The sequence below is a fragment of the Flavobacterium ustbae genome (assembly GCF_003946915.1).
GTDB lineage: Bacteria > Bacteroidota > Bacteroidia > Flavobacteriales > Flavobacteriaceae > Flavobacterium > Flavobacterium ustbae.
This window is the reverse complement of record NZ_RPOC01000003.1, coordinates 1-25,180: the sequence shown is the minus strand read 5'-3', so window position 1 is coordinate 25,180 and position 25,180 is coordinate 1. Positions and strand designations below refer to the sequence as shown.

Annotated in this window: 21 protein-coding genes; 14 read left to right on the top strand and 7 right to left on the bottom strand. The window is 33.3% G+C overall.

Going from position 1 to position 25,180, the window contains the following annotated elements; translation table 11 throughout:
• Nucleotides 1-18 precede the first annotated feature (18 nt).
• Entirely contained in the window at nt 19-2,184 is a 2,166-nt protein-coding gene (locus tag EG814_RS05835) for a TonB-dependent receptor (protein ID WP_125719859.1), read from the bottom strand.
• A 140-nt stretch (nt 2,185-2,324) separates the two neighbouring features.
• On the opposite strand from EG814_RS05835, the gene EG814_RS05830 reads away from it, so the two are divergent.
• The 9 genes from EG814_RS05830 to EG814_RS05790 all read left to right on the top strand — a co-directional run bounded on the left by EG814_RS05830 (nt 2,325) and on the right by EG814_RS05790 (nt 8,963).
• Nucleotides 2,325-2,783 carry a DinB family protein gene (locus EG814_RS05830; protein WP_125719857.1) on the top strand — a complete coding sequence of 153 codons (459 nt, stop codon included), beginning with the start codon at nt 2,325-2,327 and terminating at the stop codon, nt 2,781-2,783.
• 156 nt (nt 2,784-2,939) lie between these two features.
• Nucleotides 2,940-3,398: a YciI family protein gene (locus EG814_RS05825; RefSeq protein WP_125719855.1), complete on the top strand. Its 459-nt coding sequence runs from the start codon at nt 2,940-2,942 to the stop codon at nt 3,396-3,398.
• A 3-nt stretch (nt 3,399-3,401) separates the two neighbouring features.
• Nucleotides 3,402-3,977 (top strand): sugar O-acetyltransferase, encoded by a 576-nt coding sequence (locus EG814_RS05820; protein WP_125719853.1) that lies wholly within the window; start codon nt 3,402-3,404, stop codon nt 3,975-3,977.
• The gene (gene gloA2 / locus EG814_RS05815) at nt 3,978-4,367 is read left to right on the top strand and encodes an SMU1112c/YaeR family gloxylase I-like metalloprotein (RefSeq protein ID WP_125719851.1); all 390 of its coding nucleotides are present in this window, start codon (nt 3,978-3,980) and stop codon (nt 4,365-4,367) included.
• Between the two features lie 240 nt (nt 4,368-4,607).
• Nucleotides 4,608-5,888 carry a chloride channel protein gene (locus EG814_RS05810; RefSeq protein WP_125720421.1) on the top strand — a complete coding sequence of 427 codons (1,281 nt, stop codon included), beginning with the start codon at nt 4,608-4,610 and terminating at the stop codon, nt 5,886-5,888.
• Nucleotides 5,889-5,990: 102 nt separating this feature from the next.
• Complete coding sequence (locus tag EG814_RS05805) at nt 5,991-6,590, top strand: HPP family protein (RefSeq protein ID WP_125719849.1); 600 nt, start codon at nt 5,991-5,993, stop codon at nt 6,588-6,590.
• A 275-nt stretch (nt 6,591-6,865) separates the two neighbouring features.
• Nucleotides 6,866-7,408: an IS1096 element passenger TnpR family protein gene (locus EG814_RS05800; protein WP_125719847.1), complete on the top strand. Its 543-nt coding sequence runs from the start codon at nt 6,866-6,868 to the stop codon at nt 7,406-7,408.
• Nucleotides 7,409-7,501: 93 nt separating this feature from the next.
• On the top strand, nt 7,502-7,861 hold the full coding sequence (locus tag EG814_RS05795; RefSeq protein ID WP_125719845.1) for a four helix bundle protein: 360 nt from the start codon (nt 7,502-7,504) through the stop codon (nt 7,859-7,861).
• Nucleotides 7,862-7,904: 43 nt separating this feature from the next.
• A complete protein-coding gene (locus EG814_RS05790) occupies nt 7,905-8,963 on the top strand; it encodes a nucleoid-associated protein (protein WP_125719843.1) in 1,059 nt (352 codons plus the stop codon).
• A 301-nt stretch (nt 8,964-9,264) separates the two neighbouring features.
• Here EG814_RS05790 and EG814_RS05785 read toward each other — a convergent pair whose 3' ends face one another.
• Nucleotides 9,265-9,846, bottom strand: coding sequence for a TetR/AcrR family transcriptional regulator (locus EG814_RS05785; RefSeq protein WP_125719841.1), 582 nt, complete (start codon nt 9,844-9,846; stop codon nt 9,265-9,267).
• A 73-nt stretch (nt 9,847-9,919) separates the two neighbouring features.
• A complete protein-coding gene (locus tag EG814_RS05780; RefSeq protein WP_125719839.1) occupies nt 9,920-10,672 on the bottom strand; it encodes a glucose 1-dehydrogenase in 753 nt (250 codons plus the stop codon).
• Between the two features lie 226 nt (nt 10,673-10,898).
• Here EG814_RS05780 and EG814_RS05775 point away from each other — a divergent pair, with 226 nt between their 5' ends.
• Nucleotides 10,899-13,268 carry a GAF domain-containing protein gene (locus EG814_RS05775; protein WP_125719836.1) on the top strand — a complete coding sequence of 790 codons (2,370 nt, stop codon included), beginning with the start codon at nt 10,899-10,901 and terminating at the stop codon, nt 13,266-13,268.
• A 192-nt stretch (nt 13,269-13,460) separates the two neighbouring features.
• On the opposite strand, the gene EG814_RS05770 is transcribed toward EG814_RS05775, so the two are convergent.
• Nucleotides 13,461-14,654, bottom strand: coding sequence for a Pycsar system effector family protein (locus EG814_RS05770; protein WP_125719834.1), 1,194 nt, complete (start codon nt 14,652-14,654; stop codon nt 13,461-13,463).
• A gap of 26 nt (nt 14,655-14,680) precedes the next feature.
• On the opposite strand from EG814_RS05770, the gene EG814_RS05765 reads away from it, so the two are divergent.
• Nucleotides 14,681-18,412 (top strand): metallophosphoesterase, encoded by a 3,732-nt coding sequence (locus tag EG814_RS05765; protein WP_125719832.1) that lies wholly within the window; start codon nt 14,681-14,683, stop codon nt 18,410-18,412.
• A gap of 255 nt (nt 18,413-18,667) precedes the next feature.
• Here the strand turns inward: EG814_RS05765 and EG814_RS05760 are convergent, their stop codons facing one another.
• Together EG814_RS05760 and EG814_RS05755 are read right to left on the bottom strand one after the other, a co-directional pair.
• Nucleotides 18,668-19,531 carry an SdiA-regulated domain-containing protein gene (locus EG814_RS05760; RefSeq protein WP_125719830.1) on the bottom strand — a complete coding sequence of 288 codons (864 nt, stop codon included), beginning with the start codon at nt 19,529-19,531 and terminating at the stop codon, nt 18,668-18,670.
• Between the two features lie 92 nt (nt 19,532-19,623).
• Complete coding sequence (locus tag EG814_RS05755; protein WP_125719828.1) at nt 19,624-20,676, bottom strand: hypothetical protein; 1,053 nt, start codon at nt 20,674-20,676, stop codon at nt 19,624-19,626.
• 106 nt (nt 20,677-20,782) lie between these two features.
• Between EG814_RS05755 and EG814_RS05750 the strand changes: the two genes are divergently transcribed.
• The 3 genes from EG814_RS05750 to EG814_RS05740 are packed head-to-tail and all read left to right on the top strand — an operon-like array spanning nt 20,783 to nt 24,902.
• Complete coding sequence (locus tag EG814_RS05750; protein ID WP_125719826.1) at nt 20,783-21,694, top strand: ABC transporter ATP-binding protein; 912 nt, start codon at nt 20,783-20,785, stop codon at nt 21,692-21,694.
• A 3-nt stretch (nt 21,695-21,697) separates the two neighbouring features.
• The gene (locus tag EG814_RS05745) at nt 21,698-22,534 is read left to right on the top strand and encodes an ABC transporter permease (RefSeq protein ID WP_125719824.1); all 837 of its coding nucleotides are present in this window, start codon (nt 21,698-21,700) and stop codon (nt 22,532-22,534) included.
• A 13-nt stretch (nt 22,535-22,547) separates the two neighbouring features.
• Complete coding sequence (locus EG814_RS05740; protein ID WP_164515280.1) at nt 22,548-24,902, top strand: T9SS type B sorting domain-containing protein; 2,355 nt, start codon at nt 22,548-22,550, stop codon at nt 24,900-24,902.
• 201 nt (nt 24,903-25,103) lie between these two features.
• Here EG814_RS05740 and EG814_RS21330 read toward each other — a convergent pair.
• On the bottom strand, nt 25,104-25,180 hold a 77-nt coding region (locus EG814_RS21330; protein ID WP_164515286.1), incomplete at its 5' end, for an IS3 family transposase.

Sequence of the window (25,180 nt, the reverse complement as noted above, 5' to 3'; positions counted from 1 at the left end):
AGCTTAGCACCTTAGAACCTATAGATTCCTCAACTGATTCTCATTCTTATTCTGACTAATAGTCCAGAAGAAACCTACGAAGAAGAATCGGTCTGCTGTTGGCACTACGGCTTGTCTTTGATAAACTCCGCTTGGGTCTGGGTTTCTTGCATAATCGTATCCGAAAACGTTTTGGGTTCCTAAAAGATTTGAAACTGAGAAATAAAGGATCTTTTGCGTTGTCAATAAATATGCCCAGTTAAAACTTAAACTATTGTACGATTTTGTTTTTCCGTTCATAAACTGCGTCTGATTCGGATCGTTGTACGGACGTCCTGTGCTGAAACTATTGGTAAAACCAACTTGCGATTTCCAATCTGTGATAAAATATTTCGTTACAACAGATAAATTATGATTGGCAATAAAACTTGGAGTTGCCATGTTTGGGAAATTCTTGTATTGTCTTTCTGAATCGATATAAGAGTATGAAATCCAATATTCTAAGTTTTTGTACAAATTGCTGTCTCTCCAAAAAATATCCAATCCTTTTGCGTAACCCGATCCGTTATTATTAAAAACCGAATTGTACTGAATATCTCTTGTGTTGTATTGAACTAAATTGCTGTAATCTTTGTAATAAGCTTCTGCTCGAAGCGTTTGTCCAGGTCTTGTGAAAGTATAATTCAGAATATAATGTCTCGCTTCTTCACTTTCAAACTGATGATATTTCGAATATTTAATATAATCTACAACAGGCGTTTGCGTAAAATCTCCGTAAGCAAAAGAGAACTGACTTGTTTTTGAAACTTTATATCCTAATGAAGCTCTTGGCGCAATATTGTTTTCGTTTAACAAGCTATTATTCGAAAATCTCAAACCAACTTTTAAAGCTAAGTTTTTAGAAAAAGAAACATCTCCTTCTGTATACGCCGCAAAAATGTTAGAATTATAACCATTTGTTACGTCAAGCGAAATATTATCAGCTACATCTTCATTATATTTTGTAATGAAATAATCTGTTCCAGCTGACAATCTGAAATAGTTTGAAAATTTCTTGCTTAACTTCAATTTCAATTGAGCCGCATTTTCCTGAGCGTCAATTCCAGTAATATCATATTTCAATTTGTTTTTGCTGTAACCGTAACTCACTCCAGAAGTTAACGTCCAACCTGTTCCGAAACTTCCTTTATAAGAAGAATTCAAATAGAAGTTATTATTGTTCATATCAGTTCGAATCGGATTTTCGAAATTGATGTTTTTCTGATTTAAATCGAATTTTTCAGAATCGAATGAAGCATATAATTTAAAAACTCCATTTGTGAATTTATATCTGTAAACCGTCTCACCTCCAAGAGATTGATATGGATTATTCCAATCTACATTTTGTGGAATCACCGCTTGATAGGGCGCTAGATTGATATAAGCCATATTTACGCTCAAAGTACTTTTTTTGAATTTCTGCGTATTTCCTAAACTCAAACCAACCGTCATTAATCCGATATCTGTTTTTTCGTGATCTTCATCATCATTCGTATTCAAAAGCAAAACACTAGATAAAGCTTCGCCATATTCTGCAGAATAACCTCCTGTAGAAAATGCGATTCCGCTAAACAAGAAAGGAGAAAAACGGCTTCTTGTTGGCAAATTATTCGTTGTTGCGCCATAAGGTTGTGCTACGCGAATTCCGTCCACAAAAGTCTGCGTTTCGCTCGCCTCTCCTCCACGTACAAACAAACGTCCGTCTTCGCCAACACTTTGTGTTCCTGGTAAAGTTTGCAACGCTGCCACAATATTTCCTGCAGAACCTGCTGTGGTTACAATATCTAAAGGTTTTAAAACAGAAACTCTTGCTTTGTCTCCAGATTCTAAAGTTCCAGCCGTAATAACAACTGCATCCAGCGCATTTACATTTTCTCTTAATTTTACCGTCTGGTCTTTATAATTGGCAACATCAATTTCTTGTTTATAAGTTTCGAAAAGTAAAAAACTAACCACTAAAAATTTGTTTCCTGTTTCTGTAGTTTCAAAAGAGAAATCTCCAGTTTCAGAACTTGTTGCTCCGTCGTACGTTCCGTCAATATATATGTTTGCTCCAGCAACTGGTTTTCCTTTTTGGTCAACTACTTTTCCTGAAATCGTATTCTGAGCAAAAATTAATGCCGTAAAAAATAAAAAACTAAGGGTAAAAAATAATTTGGTTTTCATGTCATCTTTGATTTTGATGAAGCAAATGTATTTTAACATCAAACGTTAAAAAATATATAATAACTCAATTGTAGAATTTCGAGGATGAGTTGTAAATGACTAATTTGTATATTAGCTAACAAAACCAAAAATTACCATTTATGTCAGAAAGTAAAAGAATATCTAATTTATATCAATCTATTTATAACGGAAATCCTTGGCTTGAAGTTAATCTAGCCGATACTTTAAAAAATGTAACTGCAGAGCAGGCGTATAAAAAAGCCAATCCTAATCTTAATACGATTTGGGAAATTGTGAATCATTTGATACAATGGAGAAGAAATATTTTACAAAGAATGCAGGGAGAAACCGTTATAACTCCCGATCATAATTATTTTGTTCCTGTTTTAGATCCTTCTGAAGCGGCTTGGGAACAATCGCTTCAGACTTTAGCAAAATCCCAAGATTCTTGGACTGCTTTTTTCGAAAATTTTAATGATGAAGATTTAGCTAAAATCTACGTTAATAATGGTCATACATATTATGAACATATTCACGGAATTATTCAGCATGATGTGTATCATTTAGGACAGATTGTTATTTTGAAGAAACTGGTTTAATTTACTTGAAACACATAGAAACATAGATTTTTTATTTCTCTAAAAAGAATTCTTAGAAAATCTAGATTTTACACATAACTATGTGAATTTATGTAAATGAAATGCCTTTGAAACGTTTTTAAATCTATGTTTCTATGTGTTAAAATTATTTATTATATGAAAAGTATACTTTTTGTTCTCGCCTTTTTATCTTTTACCACAATTAGTTTTGCTCAGGAAACCGAGGTGAAATATGATGAAGCATTAGCCAAATCTCTTCATGCCGACGAGTACGGAATGAAGAAATATGTTTTTTGTCTTTTAAAATCGGGAAGCAATACAACGGCTTCTAAAGAAGAAACCAAGAAACTATTTGAAGGACACATGGCAAATATTAACAAATTGGCCAAGGAAGGAAAATTGGCTGTTGCCGGGCCTTTTATGAAAAATGATCGAAATTATCGCGGTATTTATATTTTTAATGTAGAAACTGTAGAAGAAGCGAAAGCGCTTGTTGCCACCGATCCTGCCATAAAAGCCAATTTACTCGAAGCCGAACTAACGCCTTGGTATTGTTCTGCAGCTTTGCAGGAAGTACCGCAGATTCATGAAAAAATTGCCAAGACGAAAATGTAAAATATGAAATCAGAAAAAGAAAAAATGATCTCTGGCGAATACTACAATGCCTTTGATCAAGAATTAGTTAAAGGACGTCGTGCCGCAAAAAATCTTTTGCACAATTTAAACGTAAAAGAATACAGAGTTACCAAAAAAGCAAAAGAAATCCTAAAAGAACTTATTCCGAATGCGGGAGATGGTTTTTATATTGAACCTCCGTTTCACTGTGATTATGGTTATAATATTTTTGCAGGAGAAAATGTTTATTTTAATGTAAATTGTGTCGTTCTGGATTGTGCACCAGTACATATTGGATCAAATGTATTTATTGCGCCAAATGTTCAAATCTACACCGCTTCGCATCCGCTTGACGCTGAATTGAGAAAAACATTAGAAAATGCTTATCCGGTTACAATTGGTGACGATTGCTGGATTGGAGGAAATTCGGTTATCTGCCCTGGAGTTACCATCGGAAAAGGTTGTGTTATCGGAGCTGGATCTGTTGTTACAAAAGATATCCCAGATAATTCATTAGCGGTTGGAAATCCGGCAAAAGTTATTCGAAAATTAAATCAGGAAACTGAATCAAAAAAATAAATGCTTACGCTCAATAAAATCCATCATATTGCCATTTTATGTTCCGATTACGAAAAATCGAAATATTTCTATACCCAGATTTTAGGTTTAACCATAATTAGAGAAATTTATCGCGAAGAACGCCAGTCTTATAAATTAGATTTGGCTTTAAATGGCACTTATGTAGTTGAATTATTTTCATTTCCTAATCCACCGCAAAGACCTTCAAAACCTGAAGCTGCTGGACTTCGCCATTTGGCTTTTGAAGTAATTAATTTGGAAGAAACTATAGATTTTCTGAATTCAAAAGAAATAGAATCAGAACCAATTAGAATCGATGAAACTACTGAAAAACGTTTTACATTTATTGCTGATCCAGATTTGCTTCCAATAGAATTCTATGAAAGATAGCTAAGTCTTTTTTTAATCTCGCAAAGTCGCAGAGTCGCAAAGAATTTACTTAAAAACACTTTGCGTCTTCGCGCCTTTGCGAGCAATTTTTCTTCACTTTGCAAAACAAAATAACCGAAAGAATTTTCTTGTTTATATTGATTTTAACACACTAAAATCAATATTTACTAGAAAAAACCGAATTTGCTGCTTAATTTTGTAACCCGCATAAAAAAAGTGCGAACAGCAAATTTACTTCTGATGAACAAAACGGCGCAAATCAAAAAAAATCATCAATTCATTAAATTCCGAAAATTAGTTATTGTTTCTATCTTAATTGGCTTCCTTTCAGCCTTTCTCGGAATCTCACTCAAAAAAATAACAGAATATTACGAAGAAATTTTCTTTCATGAAGTTTCTGTTCATCCGATATTTTACATCGTATTTCCAGTTTTCGGATTATCGGTAATTTATTTCCTCAGACAATATCTTTTTAAGAAAAAAGAAAACAAAGGAATCAAAGAAGTTTTTGAAAGTACCGCATCAAAATCTAAAAATCTTCCTTCTTATAAAATTCCATCACATTTCATCAACGGATTATTAACGGTTATTTTTGGAGGTTCAACCGGAATCGAAGTTTCAACCGTTGTAGCCACAGCAACGATTGGTTCTGTTGCGCACGAAAAAGAAAATGTTTTTCGTCAGTATAAAACCGAATTAATCTGCGCGGGAGTTGCGGCAGGTGTTACAGCACTTTTCAGCAGTCCGATTGCGGGAGTTTTATTTGCTTTCGAAGTAATTTCGAGAAAAGTAACCCGAGCTTTTATAATTTCAAATTTAATTGCCGTTTCTATAGCGTTCGGCTTATTGACTATTTTAAAAGAAGAACCTTTATTTGCTGTTTCCATTTCGACTTGGCATTTAAAAGCAATTCCATACTTCATCCTTTTAGGAATATTGGCAGGAATGAATTCGGTTTACCTAACCCGTTGTGTTTTATTCTTCAAATCACAATTTGGTAAAATCGATACGCATTATTACAAAATTATTTTAGGCTCTGCGGTTTTAAGTCTTTCGCTATTCTTTTTCCCTCAATTGTATGGAGAAGGTTACCATGCGATTAAAGGAATCTTTGGCAACGCACATCAAATGCAGCTCACCATAACTTTGGCGCTTACCTTTATTGGAATTCTAATTCTAAAACCAATTGTAACTTCAATTACATTGGCTTCTGGTGGCGACGGAGGTGTTTTTGCTCCAAGCTTGTTCATTGGTGCCTTTTTAGGATTATTGCTAGCTTCAATCCTAAACAGCTTTTTTCATGTAAATGTAATTCCTGTTAACTTTATGATTATCGGAATGGCTGCGGTTCTAAGTGCAAGTATTCATGCGCCTTTTACGGCTATTTTCTTGGTTTGCGGCTTAACAAACGATTACACTTTGTTTTTCCCAATTCTCGTCGTTTGCTTAATTTCAAAATATACAGCAAAAACCATTTATCCGTATACCGTATATAGTTATTCACCAAGTTTAATTAAATAATTCTAACCTATAAATTTTATAAAAAAAGTGTTTTGCCAAGTTTAACAACAGGGATCGAAATGTATTAAAAAGCACAACGCACAAGTAAAATACCACACAAATATGCCAACTGAAAAAATAAAAAGAAGCTATCGAAAAACACGCTACATTTTATATAAAGAAACATTAATTGATTATAAAGAACATTTTTGGTCGTTTTTAGGTTCTTTCGTCGGAATAGGAATTTTGGCTTATGTACAATCTATACATTTTTCAGGGCCAGATGCGGTTTATTTAATTGGATCTTTTGGAGCCTCGAGCGTTTTAGTTTACGGAATTATCCAGAGTCCGTTTTCTCAGCCTCGCAATTTAGTTGGCGGACATGTAATTTCTGCTTTTGTAGGCGTTACGGTTCATAAATTGGTTCCAGACATTATGTGGATTGCCGCGCCTCTTGCGGTTTCAATTGCCATTATTTTAATGCAGATTACCAAAACGCTTCATCCGCCTGGAGGAGCAACCGCCTTAATTGCGGTTATCGGAACCGAGAAAGTAAAGGCTTTAGGCTATATGTATGTTCTTTCTCCCGTATTTACAGGAGTTTTAATTTTACTTTTTACCGCTTTAATTTTCAACAATATGACTTCAAGCAGAAGTTATCCGAGCCACAATACGTATCATAAACATTATCATAAATTAAGAAAGAGACTTTCTAGGAGATAAGATTTAACGCAAAGTCCGCTAAGTTTTTTTCTAAATTTAACTTTCTCATATTTTAAAAGTTCGCAAAGCTTTGTAAACATCCAGCTTTGCGAACTTTTCATTCTATGAAACGTAACGCATAAAAATCTTAGCGAACTTTGCGTAATTTCTCTACTCTCTTTGCGGTAAATTTTCAACAAAAATCCCGCACGAAAATCTTTTCAACAAATCACGATTCGTAATTCGTATTTCGTTTTTTATATTTTACCTTTGACCTCTCAATAAAAACAAAGATTATGGTTTATAAATTTAGAGTTATTCTAGACGCCGAAGAAGATATTTTCAGAGACATTGCTATTCTTGAGGAGGATACTCTTGAGGATTTACACAATGCAATCTTCAACTCTTTTGGCTTTGACGGATCAGAAGTGGCTTCATTTTATACTTGTGATGATACTTGGAATCAAGAAGATGAAATTCCGCTTTTTGATACAGGAGATGTTCCTGGCGAAATAAGAACCATGAACGATTATCCGCTATCTAGTATTTTAGATAAAGAAAATACGAAGATTATCTACGTTTATGACTTCATCAGCATGTGGACTTTCTTAGTTGAATTGGCTGCTGTAGAAGATGAACAAGTTGGAGTTACCTATCCAGAAACTTTATTTTCTCACGGTGAAATGCCTGCTGATGCCATCGAAAAAAACTTCGAAGCAGATGACATGCATGACGATATCTACGGAGAATTTGAAGACGATCTAGACGAAGATGATCTTGACATGTTCGAAGGAGACGACAGCTTCGAAGATTATGGATTTGAGGAGAATTGGAATTAATTTTTTGAGGTTCTAAGGTTCTGAGTCGCTAAGGTTCTAAGGTTTTTTATTTTAGGAATTTTCTTATTTTTACTTAAATTTAAATTTAATAAAATGAGTGATTTCAGAAAACTCCTGATCTGGCAAAAATCAATGGCCTTGGTTACCAAAATCTATTATTCAACAAACAATTTTCCAAAAGAAGAAATCTTCGGATTAACTTCTCAAATTAGACGCAGTTCCATCTCAATTCCAAGCAACATTGCTGAAGGTTATGGAAGAGAAAGTGATAAAGATCTTTTACGCTTTTTAAGTATTTCAAAAGGTTCACTATTTGAAATGCAAACTCAATTAGAAGTTGCAAAAAATATAACCTACATTAAAGAAACCGAATTTAACACCTTATATGAGGATAGTCGTGAAGTAGAACGAATGTTAGTTTCTTTTATAAAAAAAATAAAAGACAGAATCTAAACCTTAGTATCTTAGCAACTTAGAACCTCAGCACCTTAAACGAATGATAAATTTATTCAACACCCACATCGATACCCTTGCGATACATCGCGTAGGAAACAAAAGTCGTAACGAAGCGATTTTTTTATCAGAGCAACCATTTAATTTGAATGATGAGATTGTTCCTTTGATAAAAGAATTCTTTTTTAAGCCTTTTAGAGAAAAAGAAGAAAACTATTATCAGTTTGCACACGAAGTGGACTTGGACTACAATGACATGTTTAAATACGCAACTGAGATTTTTGCTAATCCGGCTAATGTTCATGAGGTTTCAAAAAAAATCACAAAACATTTATACGAACAGTCAAACCATCCGCACATTAAAAATGGAGAGGTTTATGTAACGTATTTGACGAATCTGAGTATTGATAACAATGTTGTTGATGCAATCGGAATTTTCAAAAGTGAGCTTCAAGCAGATTTTTTACAGTTTGAAGAAAACGGAAGCAACCTTGAAATGATTTTACAGCAGGGAATTAACCTAAGTAAATTGGATAAAGGATGTTTGATCTTCAATTATAAAAAAGAAGAAGGTTATAAAATCTTGACTGTAGACAGCAACCGTTATGACGCGCGCTACTGGCTAGAGCACTTTTTATCTGTTGATGCTTTTGAAGATGAAAATTTCATCACTAAAAAATATTTAAAATTCTGTCAAAACTTCGCAAAAGATGTTGTTTTGCCAGCAGAAGACAAGAAAGAGGAAGTAATGTTTATGAACCGATCTGTGAATTATTTCGCTAAAAATGATCAGTTTGAAGAGCAGAATTTCTTGAATGAAGTATTAGACAATCCTGATTTGATTCCTGAATTTAAAAACTATAAAGTTGATAAAGGAGAAAAATACAGCATCGAAGATGTAACCTCATTCCCTATTGCCAACGCAGCAGTTTCTGACGCTAGAAAATCAATCAAAAATGTGATTAATCTTGATACTCACATTCAGATTAAAATGGATTTTATTAATCCTGAAAGTGCAGAAAAATTTGTTGAAAAAGGCTGGGATGAAGAAAAACAAATGTATTACTACTTAGTTTATTTCAATAAAGAAGAAAAAAGCTAAGAAGTCTTCATTTTCTATTACTTACTTAAAACAAGAAATGGCAGTTATATTTTATAATTGCCATTTTTTTATTTATTGTACAAATCAGAGAAAATTTAAACGCAAAGGACGCTAAGATTTTTATTAAGTTTTTTAGCTAAACACTAACAGTTCGCAAAGCTTTATCGATACAGCTTTGCGAACTCTTTATATATTTAGATAAAACACCAGATTTAAAAATCTTAGCGCGCTCTGCGTTAAAAAACAATTAATTTGGAAATAAGTTTTCTCCACCTTTTAGTATTGCTTCAAACTTTATAGCTTAAAACAAACTAAACATCGCTTTTAGAATATCATCATACACTTGTTTATTTTTTTCGCCAGCTCGTGCCAAAACCCGAATTCCGGAATAATTATTATATAAAAATCTAGAAAGTGTTAGCGCATCGAGTTTCGTTGAAATTTGTCCTGCCTTCTGCCCTTTTTGAACCGCTTTTAGAAAAATATCTTCCATCGTTTGGCGATTTTCGCTTACCACTTTAGCAATATTTTCATCATGCATGGCTAATTCGACGGAAGAGTTGACCATAAAACAGCCTTTTGTAATTCGGTCTTCGAGACTTTCTTTTACAGCTTGTTTAAAAATTTGAGTAAAAGCCTCTTGTACGTTTTCCGATTCTTCTAAAAGCTCTTTTATCGCGTCTTGACCTTGAATCTGGTATCTTTTTAAAGCTTTAAAAAAAAGCTGTTGTTTGTCTCCAAAAGTATCATACAAACTCGAACGGCTTAATCCCAAATGTGTGACTAAATCCTGCGCCGAAGTGCCATTATAACCTTTGTGCCAAAAAATTTCTACCGCTTTGTCTAAAGCCTGATCTTCATTAAATTCTTTTGTTCTAGCCATGACTTCAAAAATTGAATTACATTGTAAAGATACAAAAAATACGGAACAATCGTTCCTGAATTAAAGCAAAAAATTAAACTACAGAATTTACTGTAAGTCCACCGTCTACCACTATTTCAGTTCCTGTAATAAAAGAAGCATCATCTGAAGCTAAGAAACTTACTGTTTTAGCAATTTCAGCTGACTGACCAAAACGTTTTAATAAAATCTTTTCGCTTAACACAGTTCCAAAACCTTCAACTTCATGTTTTTCTAAACCTAATTTACCATAAAGTGGTGTTTCTACAGATCCAGGAGAAACAGCATTTACTCTAATTTTTCTTGGTGCCAATTCTGTTGCAAATACTTTATTAAAAGATAATACTGCTGCTTTACTTGCTGCATAAGCACTAGAATTTGGCATTCCGACATGGGCGTTAATAGAAGTGTTAAAAATAATAGAACCTCCGTCGTTTAAAATTGGAAGCAGTTTTTGAACTGAAAAATAAACTCCTTTTACGTTAACATTCATAATATTGTCATAGTGATCTTCTGTCGCTCCATCTAGAGGTGCAAATGACGCTGTGCCAGCATTTAAGAATAGGATATCAATTTTTCCGTATTGTGCTTTTACTTCTTCGACTAAATTATCGATTGATTTTAAATCAGATTGATCGGCCACAATTCCTTTTACTCCCAATTCAGTTTCCGCTTTTACTAAAGCTTCTTTGTTTCTGCCTGTTACAATTACTTTTGCACCTTTTGCTGCCAAATCTGCTGCTGTTGCATATCCAATTCCGCTGTTACCGCCTGTTACTATAGCAACTTTGTTTTCTAAATTTTTCATTTTATTATTATTTAAGTTATTGATTATTCAATTATTACAGTACAAAGATACAATAACGGAACGATCGTTCCGTTATTTAAACCGTTAATTTTTAGTTAAAATAAAACTCGATATGCCTTAAGCCTTTAATTATAAGGAAAACAATTATTTAACTATAGACGAAACAAATCGAAAAATGTCGGGCATTCTTAATTTATCCTTAATTTTGCATTAAAAAATTACTCAGATGGATATTCAATTTTTTAAAGAAAGTCCTTTTAACACCATAATTTCATTTCATAAGCTAATTGAATCTTTTGAAGAAATTGCGCTGTCAGATGTTGATTATAGATCCAACTATGCCAAAGCGATTTTAGAACAAATTGAATTAATTCCGGAACTAAAGACTGGAATCACAGATTATTCAATTATCAAACAAAATGAACCTTTAATCAAAAACATTCTTGCTGATTTATTTCCTACTGCATTAACGCACAACGAAATAAAAGCAGTAACTATTCCATTTCAAAACATTTCCTTCAATTATTCAGAACGCTTTAAAAAGATTCTTAAAAATGCTGGAGACGAATTTTATATGGAAATTCGTGATTTTAGCGATCATCAATTCTATATCAATAATTGCTGCCTAATTTTAAGTTACTATTACAATCAGCGTATTGATTTTAATCAGCCTTTTTTCTATGACATTCCAGATGAAAATGGTGTAGAAAAGCATTATAGAATTTTATACAATGCTGATTTTATGGAAATTATTCCAACTGAAAACTCTGTTCCATTAACTCAAGAAGATATTGACCAATTAATAGATAATTATAACGACATTAATCTATGGAAATCTAAATTCCCAAAAGGAAGCTGGATTTTAAGAGGTTTCGGAATTGTTTCTTTGTTTGATGCGACTACAGAAAGTGCTATTTCGATTTTAAAAAGCAATCTACTCAAACCAGGTCCAAAAACGGTTAATACCGATCAGGAAGTTTCAAACATCTTTCAGTCTATTTTTAATCTTCCGAATTTAAAAGTCGGTTTTATCATCTATAATCCTGAGGAAGAGAAATTTATAAGACCCGCAAAATACGAAAACCAGATGAAGAGCTTTTTACTTTCTTCTGATCAGGAAGTCGATTGTAAAAATGCTTTTTTCGGATGTTCTTTCGAAAATTTACTAGATAATAAAGAACCTTTTGTTATTTCAAACGTCAGCAAATTTACAGAGCAGTCAACCAATAAAAGACTTGGCGAACATTTATTGGCTCAAGGCATTCAGAGCTGTATTTTTGCTCCAGTTATTAAAAACGGTCATTTATTGGGCGTTGTTGAATTGGTTTCTAAAAACCCTCGAGATCTAAACAGTGTAAATGCCACAAAACTAGATTTGGTTCTACCGTATTTAACTGATACTATTGATCGTTACAATACGGACATGCAGCATCAGATTGAAGCCATTATTCAGCGAGAATACACGACGATTCACCCAAGCGTGTACTGGAAATTCAAGAGAGAGTCTCAGAATTATTTTCAGCATATGAGTCATACAAAAGATTATATTTTTAAAGAAATCGTTTTTAAAAATGTATATCCATTATATGGTCAGATTGATATAAAAGGTTCTTCTGAACATCGAAACGAAACCGTAAAAATCGATTTAAAAAATCAGCTTACAGCTCTTTTGGAAATCTTTGATAACCAAAAACCTAATTCTAATCTTGTTCTTTTGGAACAAAGAAAATTTGAATTGGAATCACTTAGATCTGAATTAGATTTTCCTTTAAAAGCAGATACCGAACAGCATGTTCAACGTTATATAGAAGAAGAAATTCATCCGATTCTAAAAAATACTCAAGGCAATGCAAAAAGCGAAAAGCTGACTACATCATACTTTGATAATCTGGATGAAAAAACGGGAATGTTTTATCAAGAAAGAAAAAAGTTCGACAATGCGATGTCTATTATCAATAAAAGGCTGGCAACAGTTTTAGATAGAAAACAGGTTGAAGCTCAGCAGATTTATCCGCATTATTACGAGCGTTTTAAAACAGATGGTGTAGAGCATAATTTGTATATTGGAGCTTCAATTTCTCCAACTAAACCATTCGACATCATGTATTTGCATAATCTTCGTTTGTGGCAATTGCAAACCCTGTGCGAAATGGAATTGGAACATCACGATCTTAAGACTTCACTACCTTACGAATTGGACGTTACTTCGTTGATTTTGGTTTTCAGTTCTCCTCTTTCAATCCGTTTTAGAATGGATGAAAAACGTTTTGATGTAGACGGCACGTACAATGCGAGATATGAAGTGGTTAAAAAACGAATTGACAAATCGCATATTAAAGGAACTACGGAAAGAATTACTGAAAAAGAGAAAATTACAATTGTATATTCTCAAAACAGCGAAGAAGCAGAATATTTAAAATATATTAAATACCTGCAGCACAAAAAAATCCTAGAACCTTCAATTGAACAATTTGAAGTGGAAGATCTTCAGGGAGTTTCTGGCCTGAGAGCGATTCGTGTAAAAGTAATCAACAATGCAACAGCGTCAGAAATTAAAAAAATAACATACCAAGATTTGTTGGACGAAATAAATTAATCTTCAATTCAAATAGAAAAATGACCTCGCAAAGGTCAAATACTTATAGCATATAAAAAAGCTTTGTAAAAGTTTTAAAACTTTTACAAAGCTTTCTGCATTTTAGCTATGTGTTAGAAACTAGTTTCTGTCAATAATTTTTTTTCAAACAAAAAACAATCTATGCTTCTATATGTCTAAATAAAAACGATACTAAATCGTAACTCCTTTAAAAGCAATAACAAAAGCAATAACGGTTATAATTATCCCGACCATAAAAAAGTTATAAGCAATTCTGAGGAGATTGTATTTTCGCTGTAAAACCAATCCCAAATAATATAAATCTTTGATCATAGTTGAGTATAGATAATCACGATCTTTCATCATTTCATTCATTGCCCAATCATAATCTTCGAGAGGCATTTTATAGAAATTTCCAAAAAACATCAGATTGACTTTTTTATCTTCTACGTCATTTCTAGTAAAAAATCCAGAAGTTACTTTTGGTCGAGTAGAAAGAATGGCAAAAATTATAGTTACCACACTAGACATCAGCATTATAAAAGTCGGAACCACTAAATGAGCATTTTTCGGACTATCCAGTTTTGGAATAATAGACGATAATGCAATTGAAATAATAATGGCATTGACAGACAATAAAATGTTGGCTTTGCTGTCGGCAATACCGCTTAAACGAGTATGATTTCCGAGCGTTACACGAAATAAAGTATCAATTCCGCGATCTGGTTTCTCAGATTTTTCTGCTTTCTCTTTCTTTTTATTTTCTTCTTCGAGTGCGGCGGCCGCTTTTAATTCCTGCTTATTTATTTTTTTCTGAATCATTAACAGATTTCGTTCTTTCAGAGGCTGCCATTTTCTTAAGGCATAATCGGTATAAAATCTGTGCTTATTCAGTAAAAAATTTAGATTTTCTCTGGTCCATTCGGCATTAGAAAAATTTACTATTCCTGCATTTTTCAATTCCAAACGAAGCAATTCGCAGGTTGTAGCATATTCTTCACCCATTAAATGAGCGTAATCTGCATCTCTAATAATTTTTTCTAAATGTGTTCTTGGCTCATATTCTTTAACAGTTGCCAAAATCAAACTTGAAACTAATGTTATAAATTCTTCCGATTTTCCTTTTTCACGCAAAAAATCAGCGGCAATTTTAGTACTTTCTTTTTCATGATTTTCATATCCTTCAATGTATCCAGTATCATGAAACCACGCGGCAACCAAAAGTGCCTCTTTATCCTCACCGTCAACATCTTCTTTCTTACAAAGTTCTTTTACCGCTGTAACCACTGTATAAGTATGATTAAAATTATGGTAAGAATATAAATTAGAAAGTTTATCTTTGAGTAAATTACTGACGAAATCTTCGGATTGTTCTATTAGATTCATAAAGAATATTTTTATACCACTAAATTATGAAATTGTTTTTGGATAATCATTTTATTGCAAAGATTAAAAACTTTTCTTTAGCAATCCTATCGCTATTCATCGTTTATTCTTGTTCAACGCGTAAACCGCAATACGGAAAAAATGTGAGCGCCAATGAAACAGAAAACGCAACCGACACGATAAAAATTGCACATACATTTTTTCTTGTTGGTGACGCTGGAAATGCCGACGAAGAACAAGCACAGCAAACGCTGGAACTTTTGCATAAAAGGCTAAAGAATGCCAATAAAAAATCGACACTTCTTTTCTTAGGAGATAATATCTATCCCAAAGGTTTTCCGGGAGACAAACATCCTGAAGACAAGGCTTTAGCTGAAACAAAACTTACTAATCAATTAAAATTAACCAAAGGTTTTAAAGGAAGAACAGTCGTAATTCCAGGAAATCACGATTGGTACAGTGGCATCAAAGGTTTAGAACGTCAAGCCGATTTTGTAACGAAATATCTAAACGATAAAAAAGGCTTTCTGCCAAGAAAAACCTGCCCGATTGAAGATGTAAAAATTGATAGCGTGACTACTTTGATAGCTGTTGATAGTGAATGGTTTTTAGAAGATTGGAACGACCATCCAACTATAAATGACAATTGCGAAATTAAAACCAGAGAAGGCTTTTTTGAAGAATTGGAAAGTCTTTTAAACAAGAATCAAGAGAAAACGGTTGTTTTGGCAATTCACCATCCTTTATTGAGCAACGGTACACACGGTGGGCAATTTTCATTAGAAAAACAATTATTTCCTTTAGAACAGAAAATTCCGCTTCCTGTAATCGGCTCTTTCCTCAATTTAGTCAGAAAAACATCAGGTATTAGTCCGCAGGATATTCAAAATAAACAGTATACAATTTATGCTAAAAGAATTAAAACGCTTTTACAAAAGCAGAAAAATGTAATTGTAGTTTCGGGTCACGACCATAATCTGCAATACATCAGCAAAGAAAATATCCAGCAGATCATTAGCGGTGCCGGGTCAAAATCTGAAGCTGCAAGAGCGATCAATCCTTATGATTTTTCGTATGGCAAAAACGGTTATGCCATTTTGACTATGTTTAAAACTGGTGATGCAAAAGTTTCTTTTTATGGAAATGAAAACAATAAAGAAAAACTTCTTTTTGAGCGCGAAATAATAAAAGCAAAAGAAATAAACTGGGCCGAAGATATTCCGAACAAGTTTCCTTCAAAAGTAACAACTTCGATTTATTCTACAAAAATGACCGATAAAAGTGCATTTCACAGGTTTTTATTTGGCAAACATTACAGATATTATTACAGTTTGCCAATTGAAGCAACAACTGCAACTGTCGATACTTTAAAAGGCGGTTTAAAACCTATTCGCGAAGGCGGCGGACATCAATCGGTTTCATTAAGAATGTCTGATCCTCAAGGCCGTGAATATGTGATGCGTGCCATGAAAAAAAGCGCGACCGTATTTTTACAGTCAGTTGCTTTTAAAGATCAATATGTGGTAAATGACTTTGACAAAACGTATGTCGAAGATTTCTTATTTGATTTTTATACGACTTCTTATCCTTATTCTTCTTTTGCAATTGGCGGTATGTCAGATAAAATTCGATTGAGACATACTAACCCAATTTTATATTATGTTCCGAAACAAAATGGCTTGGGCGAATTTAATGCGAGTTTTGGAGATCAATTGTATATGGTTGAAGAAAGGCCCGCAGACAATCATTTGGACGGAAAAAATTTCGGAAAACCAAGCAATATTATCGGAACTGACGATATGATGCTGAATCTTCATAAAGATGAAAAATATACGGTCGACGAAAAAGAATATATAAAAGCGCGTTTGTTTGATATGCTTTTGGGAGATTGGGACAGACACAGCGATCAATGGCGTTGGGCCGAATATAAAGAAGATGGAAAAGTAATTTACAGACCAATTCCGAGAGATCGCGATCAAGCATTTGTAAAATATGACGGAGCCTTGCTTTCTATTTTAATGAATATTCCGGCATTGCGTCATATGAGAACTTTTAAAAATAAAATTGACAATGTAAAATGGTTAAGTAGAGAACCTTACCCAATGGATTTGGCTTTTTTAAGAACGTCTCAAGAAAAAGAATGGGTAGAACAGGCAAAATATATTCAGGAAAATTTAACTGATGCTGATATCGATGAGGCTTTCAAAAACTTGCCAAAAGAAGTTCAAGATGGAACGATTGACGAAATCAAAACGAAACTAAAAAACAGAAAAAAGGATCTTCAGAAATATGCTCGTGAATATTCTGATGTTTTGAGCAAAACGGATATGATTGCTGGAACAGACAAAAAAGATAAGTTTGTTCTGAATCATAATGCAAAAAAAGAAATTGAAATTCAGGTTTACAGAGTTAAAAAAGAGGGCGATGAATTGCTTTATACTAAAACTGTAACAGATAATAAAACCAGAAATCTTTGGATTTACGGATTGGATGATAATGATACTTTTGAAGTTAAAGGAGATAAGAAATCGAGCATTAAAATTCGTTTGATTGGCGGTCAGAACAATGATATTTACAACATTGAAAACGGAAGAAAGGTTATTGTTTACGATTTTAAATCAAAAGAAAACACATACAACTTAGATTCTAAAACTCAGACACAATTAACAGACGATTACGATGTTAATTTATACAATTACGAAAAACCGAAATACAATGTAATTTCTGGACTTCCGAATATTGGTTTTAATCCAGATGATGGTGTAAAAGTGGGAATCAATTTAAATTATACGGTTAATAATTTTAAACAGAATCCGTACACGCAAAGACATATTTTTAATGCTTTTTACTATTTTGCAACGGGCGGTTTAGAATTTAATTATGCAGCACATTTTCCTGGGTTATTAGGAAAATGGGTTATTGATGTGGAATCGCTTTATACGACTCCAAATTTTGCAATGAACTATTTTGGATACGGGAATGAAGCGCAATACGATGATGAAGTGAGCATGGATTATAACCGTGTGCGCATTAGAAAATTTAATGCTTCGGGTGCTATCAGACATGTTGGAAGATATGGAAGTGAATTTAGCATTCAACCTATTTTCCAGAGAATGACGGTTGAAGAAACCGAAAATCGATATATTGATATTCCGGGAATTGTAAATCCAGATGTATTTGAAAGCCAGAATTTTGGAAGCTTAAAAGTTAAATATGTATTTAAGAATTCCGATTTTGTAGCGAAACCTACCTTAGGTATGCATTTTGTGATTGCTGGAACTTGGACGACAAATTTGGATGATACAAAAAAGAATTTTCCAACGCTTGAAAGTATTTTAGGTTTTACACATAAAATTGATCATAACGGAAAACTTATTTTGGCTACTTATTTAAAAGGAAAAGCCATTTTAAATAACAACTACGAATTTTATCAAGGAGCAGCGCTTGGAGGTGATACGGATTTACGCGGATTTAGAAATGAGCGTTTCTTAGGAAATTCTTATTTCTCTCAAAGTTCTGATTTGCGATTAAGCATCGGAAAAATCCAGCGCACTATTGTACCTATGACTTACGGAATTTTAGGCGGTTTTGATTATGGAAGGGTTTGGCTTGATGGCGAAAATTCTAAAAAATGGCATCACGATTACGGCGGCGGACTTTGGCTAAACGCTATAAATGTTATTACAGCAAGAATTTCATACTTCAAATCTCCAGATGAAATCGGAAGGGTGATTTTTGGAGCGGCGTACAGTTTCTAAGGTTTTGCCACGAAGGCACAAAGTCGCAAAGGTTTTTTAGCCACTAATTCCACTAATTTTCACGAATTATTTTTTATCCTATCAAATAAAAATTAGTGGAAATTCGTGAAATTCGTGGCTAACTTTTTTGCTTCTAATATTTTGCCGCAAAGACACAAAGTTGCAAAGTTTTTAGCCACGAATTCACGAATTTTATTATAATGATTCGTGAATTCGTGGCTAACTTTTTCCTTAATACCTTAGAAGCTTAGCATCTTAGTAGCTTAATGAAAACTCATAAACCTTTCCTCCTACTTTATTTGTTTTTTCGTCGGCTATAAGTAAGGTGTTGTTGTCTTTAAAAACAATAGCTTCTTTTTGTGAAAAGTGATTTAGATTCAATTCGGTTTGTTTTCCTTTGTGGAATAAATCTCCTTTAAAATCTTTAAACAAGACAACTTTATCGTGACTTAATAGCGCCACTTTTTTGCCGTCTGGACTAATTGTTGCGCTGGTCAAAACACAGTGATTGTAATTGCTGCAAGTTTTAAACTCTCCTATTCTTACTGCTTTTTGTGTTCCTGCAGCATTTTTGATTTTGTAGATAAAAGCGGTTCCGTCAAAACCTTTGCTTCTGTTTTTGGTAAAAAGATAGAAATACCCATTCAGTTCAAAAAAACCTTCTACATCGTAAAACATTTCTTTTTTCTTTGGAGGAAACTCTTTTTGTTCTGGATACGAAAAGGAGATTTTATATTCGGCTTTAGCCAAATCATTACTGAGCTGATTTTTTGCTACTTTGTAAATGCATAAATCTCTTCTTTCGTTATCATTATTTCCAAAATCGCCAATGTAGATATTTCCAGATTTATCTTTTGTAATATCTTCCCAATCGACATTTGTGGCATTAGAAATCGTAATGGTCTTCGTTAGCTTTCCTTCTGTATTAATGGCGTAAATCGCATTTTTATTTCCGCTATCTTCTAGAGTGTAAAGAGTTTTAGTTTCAGGAAAATAGGCAATTCCCGAAACTTCTTTTAATTTTTTCGGAAGCGAATACAGTTCTTTCAAATCAGAACCAGATTGTTTCTGACAAGCTAATAAAACAATTGAACAGAAAACTAAAAAAGATTTTTTCATATATTATGTTGTTTTTAAACCATATAAGTTATATAAGTTCAATTTAGCCAAGCTTCTCAAATTACTTATATAAATTATATGGCGATTTTCCTTTAAACCAAGTTAGTATTTTTAAAATTGCGAATGATGAATTCGAATGCCGCATGCATGATGTGCCCCATCGATTTTGCATTTTTGAATTTCATGTCGTTCGTATAACGATACAATTCCATTTTTAATTGCAATAGATGTTCTTGTGTCGAAATGGTATCATGACACATAATATTAAGTAGTTTTTTAATTCTAGTTTCGGCGGAATGTATACGTTTTGCCAAAATCGCTCTTTCTTCGTCTTTATATTGAATAATCGAACGTTCTTCCAATTTCTCTTTGATTAATTGAATCATCGGAAAATTTTCCTTGAAAAACTGCGGACGATACACTTTAAAATTGCCTTCGTAACATTGCTGGTCAAAATCGATTGGACGAATTTTATAAACTACTTGGTCAAAATCATGAATTGGGACAATTACGTAATTATAAGCACGCATATCTCCAAGAAGACGAATCATACATCGTTCGTTAAATTTTACAAACTCTTTTGCAATCTGTGCTTTTTCCATTTCACTGCATTGATGAAGCAGTGTATCCATAAAAACATCGCCTGGAATCCCAATAATATGCTCTTCAATCAAAGTATCATTATAAACCAAAAAATTGATTTTATCTGGCGAAAGTATATCTTCCAACTCCAAACCGTAAATTCGTGAGGCGTCTGCTTTTTTAATATAAAAATGGACGTAATTGTCATTGAGAATATTTCGAACTTTAATTCTAAAAGGTTTAGAATTTCCAAAAGTACAGTAGTCAATCGCATCGACATTCAGATATTGAATAATCTCATTATTCCCATCAGAATGCAAAAGCGAATATATTTTCTTTAGATTTAAATCAATTTCATTGCGCTCAAATTCGCCGTAATATACTCGAATCCAAAGCGTATCGGTATCATTTTTATCGTAAACATTTATAGATCCCGAAAAACGAAGCAAGTCATCGTAAAACACAGAAACTTTAGAAATACGTTCGTAACGCTCTAAATAACTTAAAAGTGGCTGCGTTAAAGGATAAGACGGTTTTTTTAAAACCATTAAAGGCTCGCTCATTTTGAATATCTTTATTACAAATTTACATCAATAGGATTTAAAGTTAGAATTTAAAGTAACAAAAATCATCTTGGCTCGTCATACTAAAAACTAAAACCAGAAAAATTTGGAAACCATATTAACCATTGAGAATTTAAGCAAAAGATACGGTCGAATCCAGGCTTTAAAAAATGTGTCTTTTAAAATACAAAAAGGTCGAGTTTATGGCATTCTTGGCCCAAACGGCAGCGGAAAATCGACTACTTTAGGAATTGTTTTAAGCGTTGTTAATAAATCATCTGGCAATTATCGCTGGTTTGACGGTAATATAGAAACGCACGAAGCCTTGAAGAAAGTTGGTGCGATTATTGAAAGACCCAATTTTTATCCGTACATGACGGCCGAGCAAAATCTGAAACTGGTTTGCAAAATCAAAAACATTAATTATTCTAAGGTTATCGAAAAACTAGAATTGGTTGGTTTAAGCGAAAGAAAAGATAGCAAATTCAGCACTTTTTCTTTAGGAATGAAACAGCGTCTGGCTATTGCATCGGCACTTTTAAACGATCCCGAAATTTTAATTTTAGATGAGCCAACCAACGGATTAGATCCGCAAGGAATTCATCAGATTCGAGATATTATTAAAAAAATTGCATCGCAGGGAACCACTATTTTATTGGCTTCTCATTTATTGGACGAAGTCGAAAAAGTATGCTCGCAAGTAATTGTTTTAAGAAAAGGCGAAGTTTTATATTCTGGCCCAGTTGACGGAATGTCTTCTAACGAAGGATTCTTTGAGTTGCAGGCAGATGACAGTTTAGTTTTAAAAAACATTTTACTAGAACACCCTTCAGTCGATCGAGTTGCTGACGAAGACGGAAAAGTTTTAGTTTATTTAAAATCTGATTTATCCGCTTCAGATTTAAATCAGTTTTTATTTTCTAAGAATATTGTTTTAAGCCATTTAGTAAAACGCAAAAACAGCTTAGAAGCTCAATTTTTAGAATTAACCAAAAATGCAATCGCTCAAAAAAACTAAACCATGAAAAGACTTCTCTCTATAGAATTACAAAAAATCTGGTTGAACAAAGCCAGCCGTATATTAACCCTAACTTATTTTATATTACTTTCTTTTATTGCGCTTATTGCCGCAATAAAATTTGATATCGGAGTTTTTAAATTTCATCTGGCCGAAATGGGAATATTTAATTTTCCCTTTATCTGGCATTTTAATACGTATGTTGCAGCTTGGCTTAAATTCTTTTTAGCGATTGTAATCGTTTCTATGATGGCCAATGAATATAGCTACGGAACTTTAAAACAGAATTTAATTGATGGTATTAGCAAAAAGGAATTTATTTTATCAAAATTTTTAACTGTAGTTTTATTTGCCTTTGGGTCTACCGTTTTTGTTTTCATTATGAGTTTGCTTTTAGGATTGTCTTTTTCTTCTTACACCGAATTTGGCATTATTTTTAGTGACTTAGATTATCTTTTAGCTTTTTTTGTAAAACTAACTGGATTCTTTTCTTTCTGTCTTTTTTTAGGAATTTTAGTAAAACGATCTGCTTTTGCACTTGGTTTTCTGTTAGTTTGGAGCATAATCGAAGCAATTGCTAGAGGTACTTTAGCCTTTAAAATTTTCCCGAACAGTGATACTGATAAATTAATCACGCAGTTTTTTCCCTTAGAATCAATGTCTAATCTTATTGTTAATCCAGGTCCTAGACTATCTGTTGTTAAAAATATTGGTACACAAATTGGAATTAATACAGAAGGTGATTTTAGTGTCGATTATTCAGCTATTTTAATCGTTTTAGTCTGGACTTTTCTGTTTGTTTATTTTTCTTACAAATTATTAAAAAATAGAGATTTGTAGTATATTTGCTACTATGAGTCAATTAAGAGCTTTATTATTACTTTTTATATTGTGCTGTTTTTGCCATAAAATCAGCGCACAGAATATCACTGTTAATGCTACAGCAACACCAGCAGATTTAATTCAAAATGTTTTAATAAATAGTTCTTGTATTGATACTGAGAGTGTAAATGCAACCGGAAACCCTACACCAAATGAGCAGAGTTACGGTTCATTTACGGCTGGTGCAAATTTTCCCTTTGCTAGCGGAATCGTATTAAGCACTTCACCTAGTATAAAAGCTCAAGGGCCTTATGTCAAGGAAGATTCTGAAGGCACGAAAGTCCCAAACTGGAATGGTGATGCAGATCTTAACACTGCTTTAGGAATTAATAACAGTACACAAGCAACGGTTTTAGAGTTTGATTTTATTGCACTAACCAATTCAATTAGCTTTAATTATATTTTTGCTTCGAATGAATATCAAAATATTTTCCCGTGCATCTATTCAGACGGATTTGCTTTCTTGATTAAAGAAGCAGGAAGCAGTGATAATTACAAAAATCTTGCGGTTTTACCCAATACTACTGTGGCAGTATCGGCAACAACAGTACATCCTAAAATTGACCCCATTATTGGCAGCAATGGACAAACAATAGATGGATGTGAAGCGCAGAACGAAAACTATTTTAATGGTTATAATACGATAGCAAGTCCTGTGAACTATGCAGGCCAAACCATAGTAATGAATGCTTCTACAGAGGTAACGCCAAATAAAAAATACCATTTGAAACTTGTGGTTGCCGATGATGCAACAAGACATTACAATTCGGCGGTTTTTATTGAAGCCGGAAGTTTTTTAACTAAAATAAATTTTGGAGAAGACAGAACCCTTGCCAATAATAATCCTGTATGCTTTGGCGAAAATTTTGCTTTAGAAACTAATTTAAGTTCCACCAATTATACTTTCAAATGGTTTAAAAAAGATGCTTCTAATAAATACGTTGAAATTGCGGGCGCAACAGGATCATCTTATATTGTACCATCATCAGGCACTTATAAAGTTGAAGCCAACCTAACCACCACAACATGTGTTTCTGTTGGAGAAATTACGGTTGAATTTTCTCCTGAAATTTTGTCGACAGATACTTCTTTACTCCAATGTGATGATGATAATGATGGCTTTACCATTTTTGATCTGACTAAAGTCGATAACATCGTAAAAAATAATAATCCGCAGATTACCAATCAAGGGTATTATGAAACTTTGGCAGAGGCACAGGCGAAAACAAATCCGATTCCAAATCCGCAACGCTACACAAACAAAACTCCAAATCAAATTGTTTTTGCAGTAATTCAAAATAGTTTTGGTTGTAGCAAAACAGCAGAAGTGACACTAAATGTTTCTAATACTGTTATTCCAAATCAACCTCCATTAGAAACTTGCGATGGCGATGCGATACAAGACGGCTTATATCAATTTAATTTACAAGATGAAGTAACACCGCAAATTCTATCAGGTTTGCCTCCGGGACTTGTAATCGACTATTTCCTATCTGCTTCAGATGCCGTTACAGAAACTAATAAGTTACCCGATATCTTCAAAAATACAACTCCAAACAGTCAGACTATTTATGCGCGAGCTGCCAACGGTTCTAATTGTTATGATATTACTCCTGTAGAATTAATCGTGCATAGCTTCGATCCTCCAAATTTTGAAGATGAGACACTTTATTTATGTCAAGGCGACGAAATAACTCTAACCGTTGCCTCTGGATTTAGCAGTTACAGCTGGACCAATAATGACAGTACTACAAATTCTGCATTAATTACTACTGCTGGAGATTACTCAGTAACCGTAAAAGATGTAAATGGCTGTGAAAAAACTAAAAACTTCAAAATAATATTATCTGAACCTGCCACAATTACTGGAGCAGATGTAAAAGATTTCTCTGGCACTGACAATACCGTACAAATTCTGTATACGGGAGTTGGAAATTATGAGTTTTCTCTTGACGGAATCGCTTTTCAAGACAGCCCAACTTTTACTCAAGTAGTTCCAGGCACTTATTATGCTGTTGCAAAAGATAAAAATGGTTGTGGTTTGTCTAATTCATTTTTAATCTATGTCTTAGATTATCCGCGTTTCTTCACTCCAAACGGAGACGGATTTAATGATTTATGGGTAATAAAAGACATGAATCAGATGCCAAACTATACTATTTCTATTTTTGATCGCTATGGACAATTACTGAAACAGATGAATCAAAATGGCGGAGGCTGGAATGGGATTTTTAACGGAAGGGAAATGCCTTCAGATGATTATTGGTTTACGCTACTTTTTGTTAACGGAAAAAATGTAAAAGGGCATTTTAGTTTAAAAAGATAACTTTTAAAAAATTCCAAACTCTTGAAATTCCAAATTCTAAATTCCAAAGCCTGAAAATTTGAAACTCTTGAAATTCCAAATTCCAAATTGAACTTGAAACTTGAAACTTGAAACTTTAAACATTAAACTAAAATATATCTAAAAAAAAAGAATCCCAAACTCCTTGATAGACTGCACCCAAAAGTTTAGACAAATTTATAATTAATTTTTATAATAATGAGCTCGATATTGTATCGGGCTCATTCCTTTTAAATTTAGTTTTATCCTTTCATTATTAT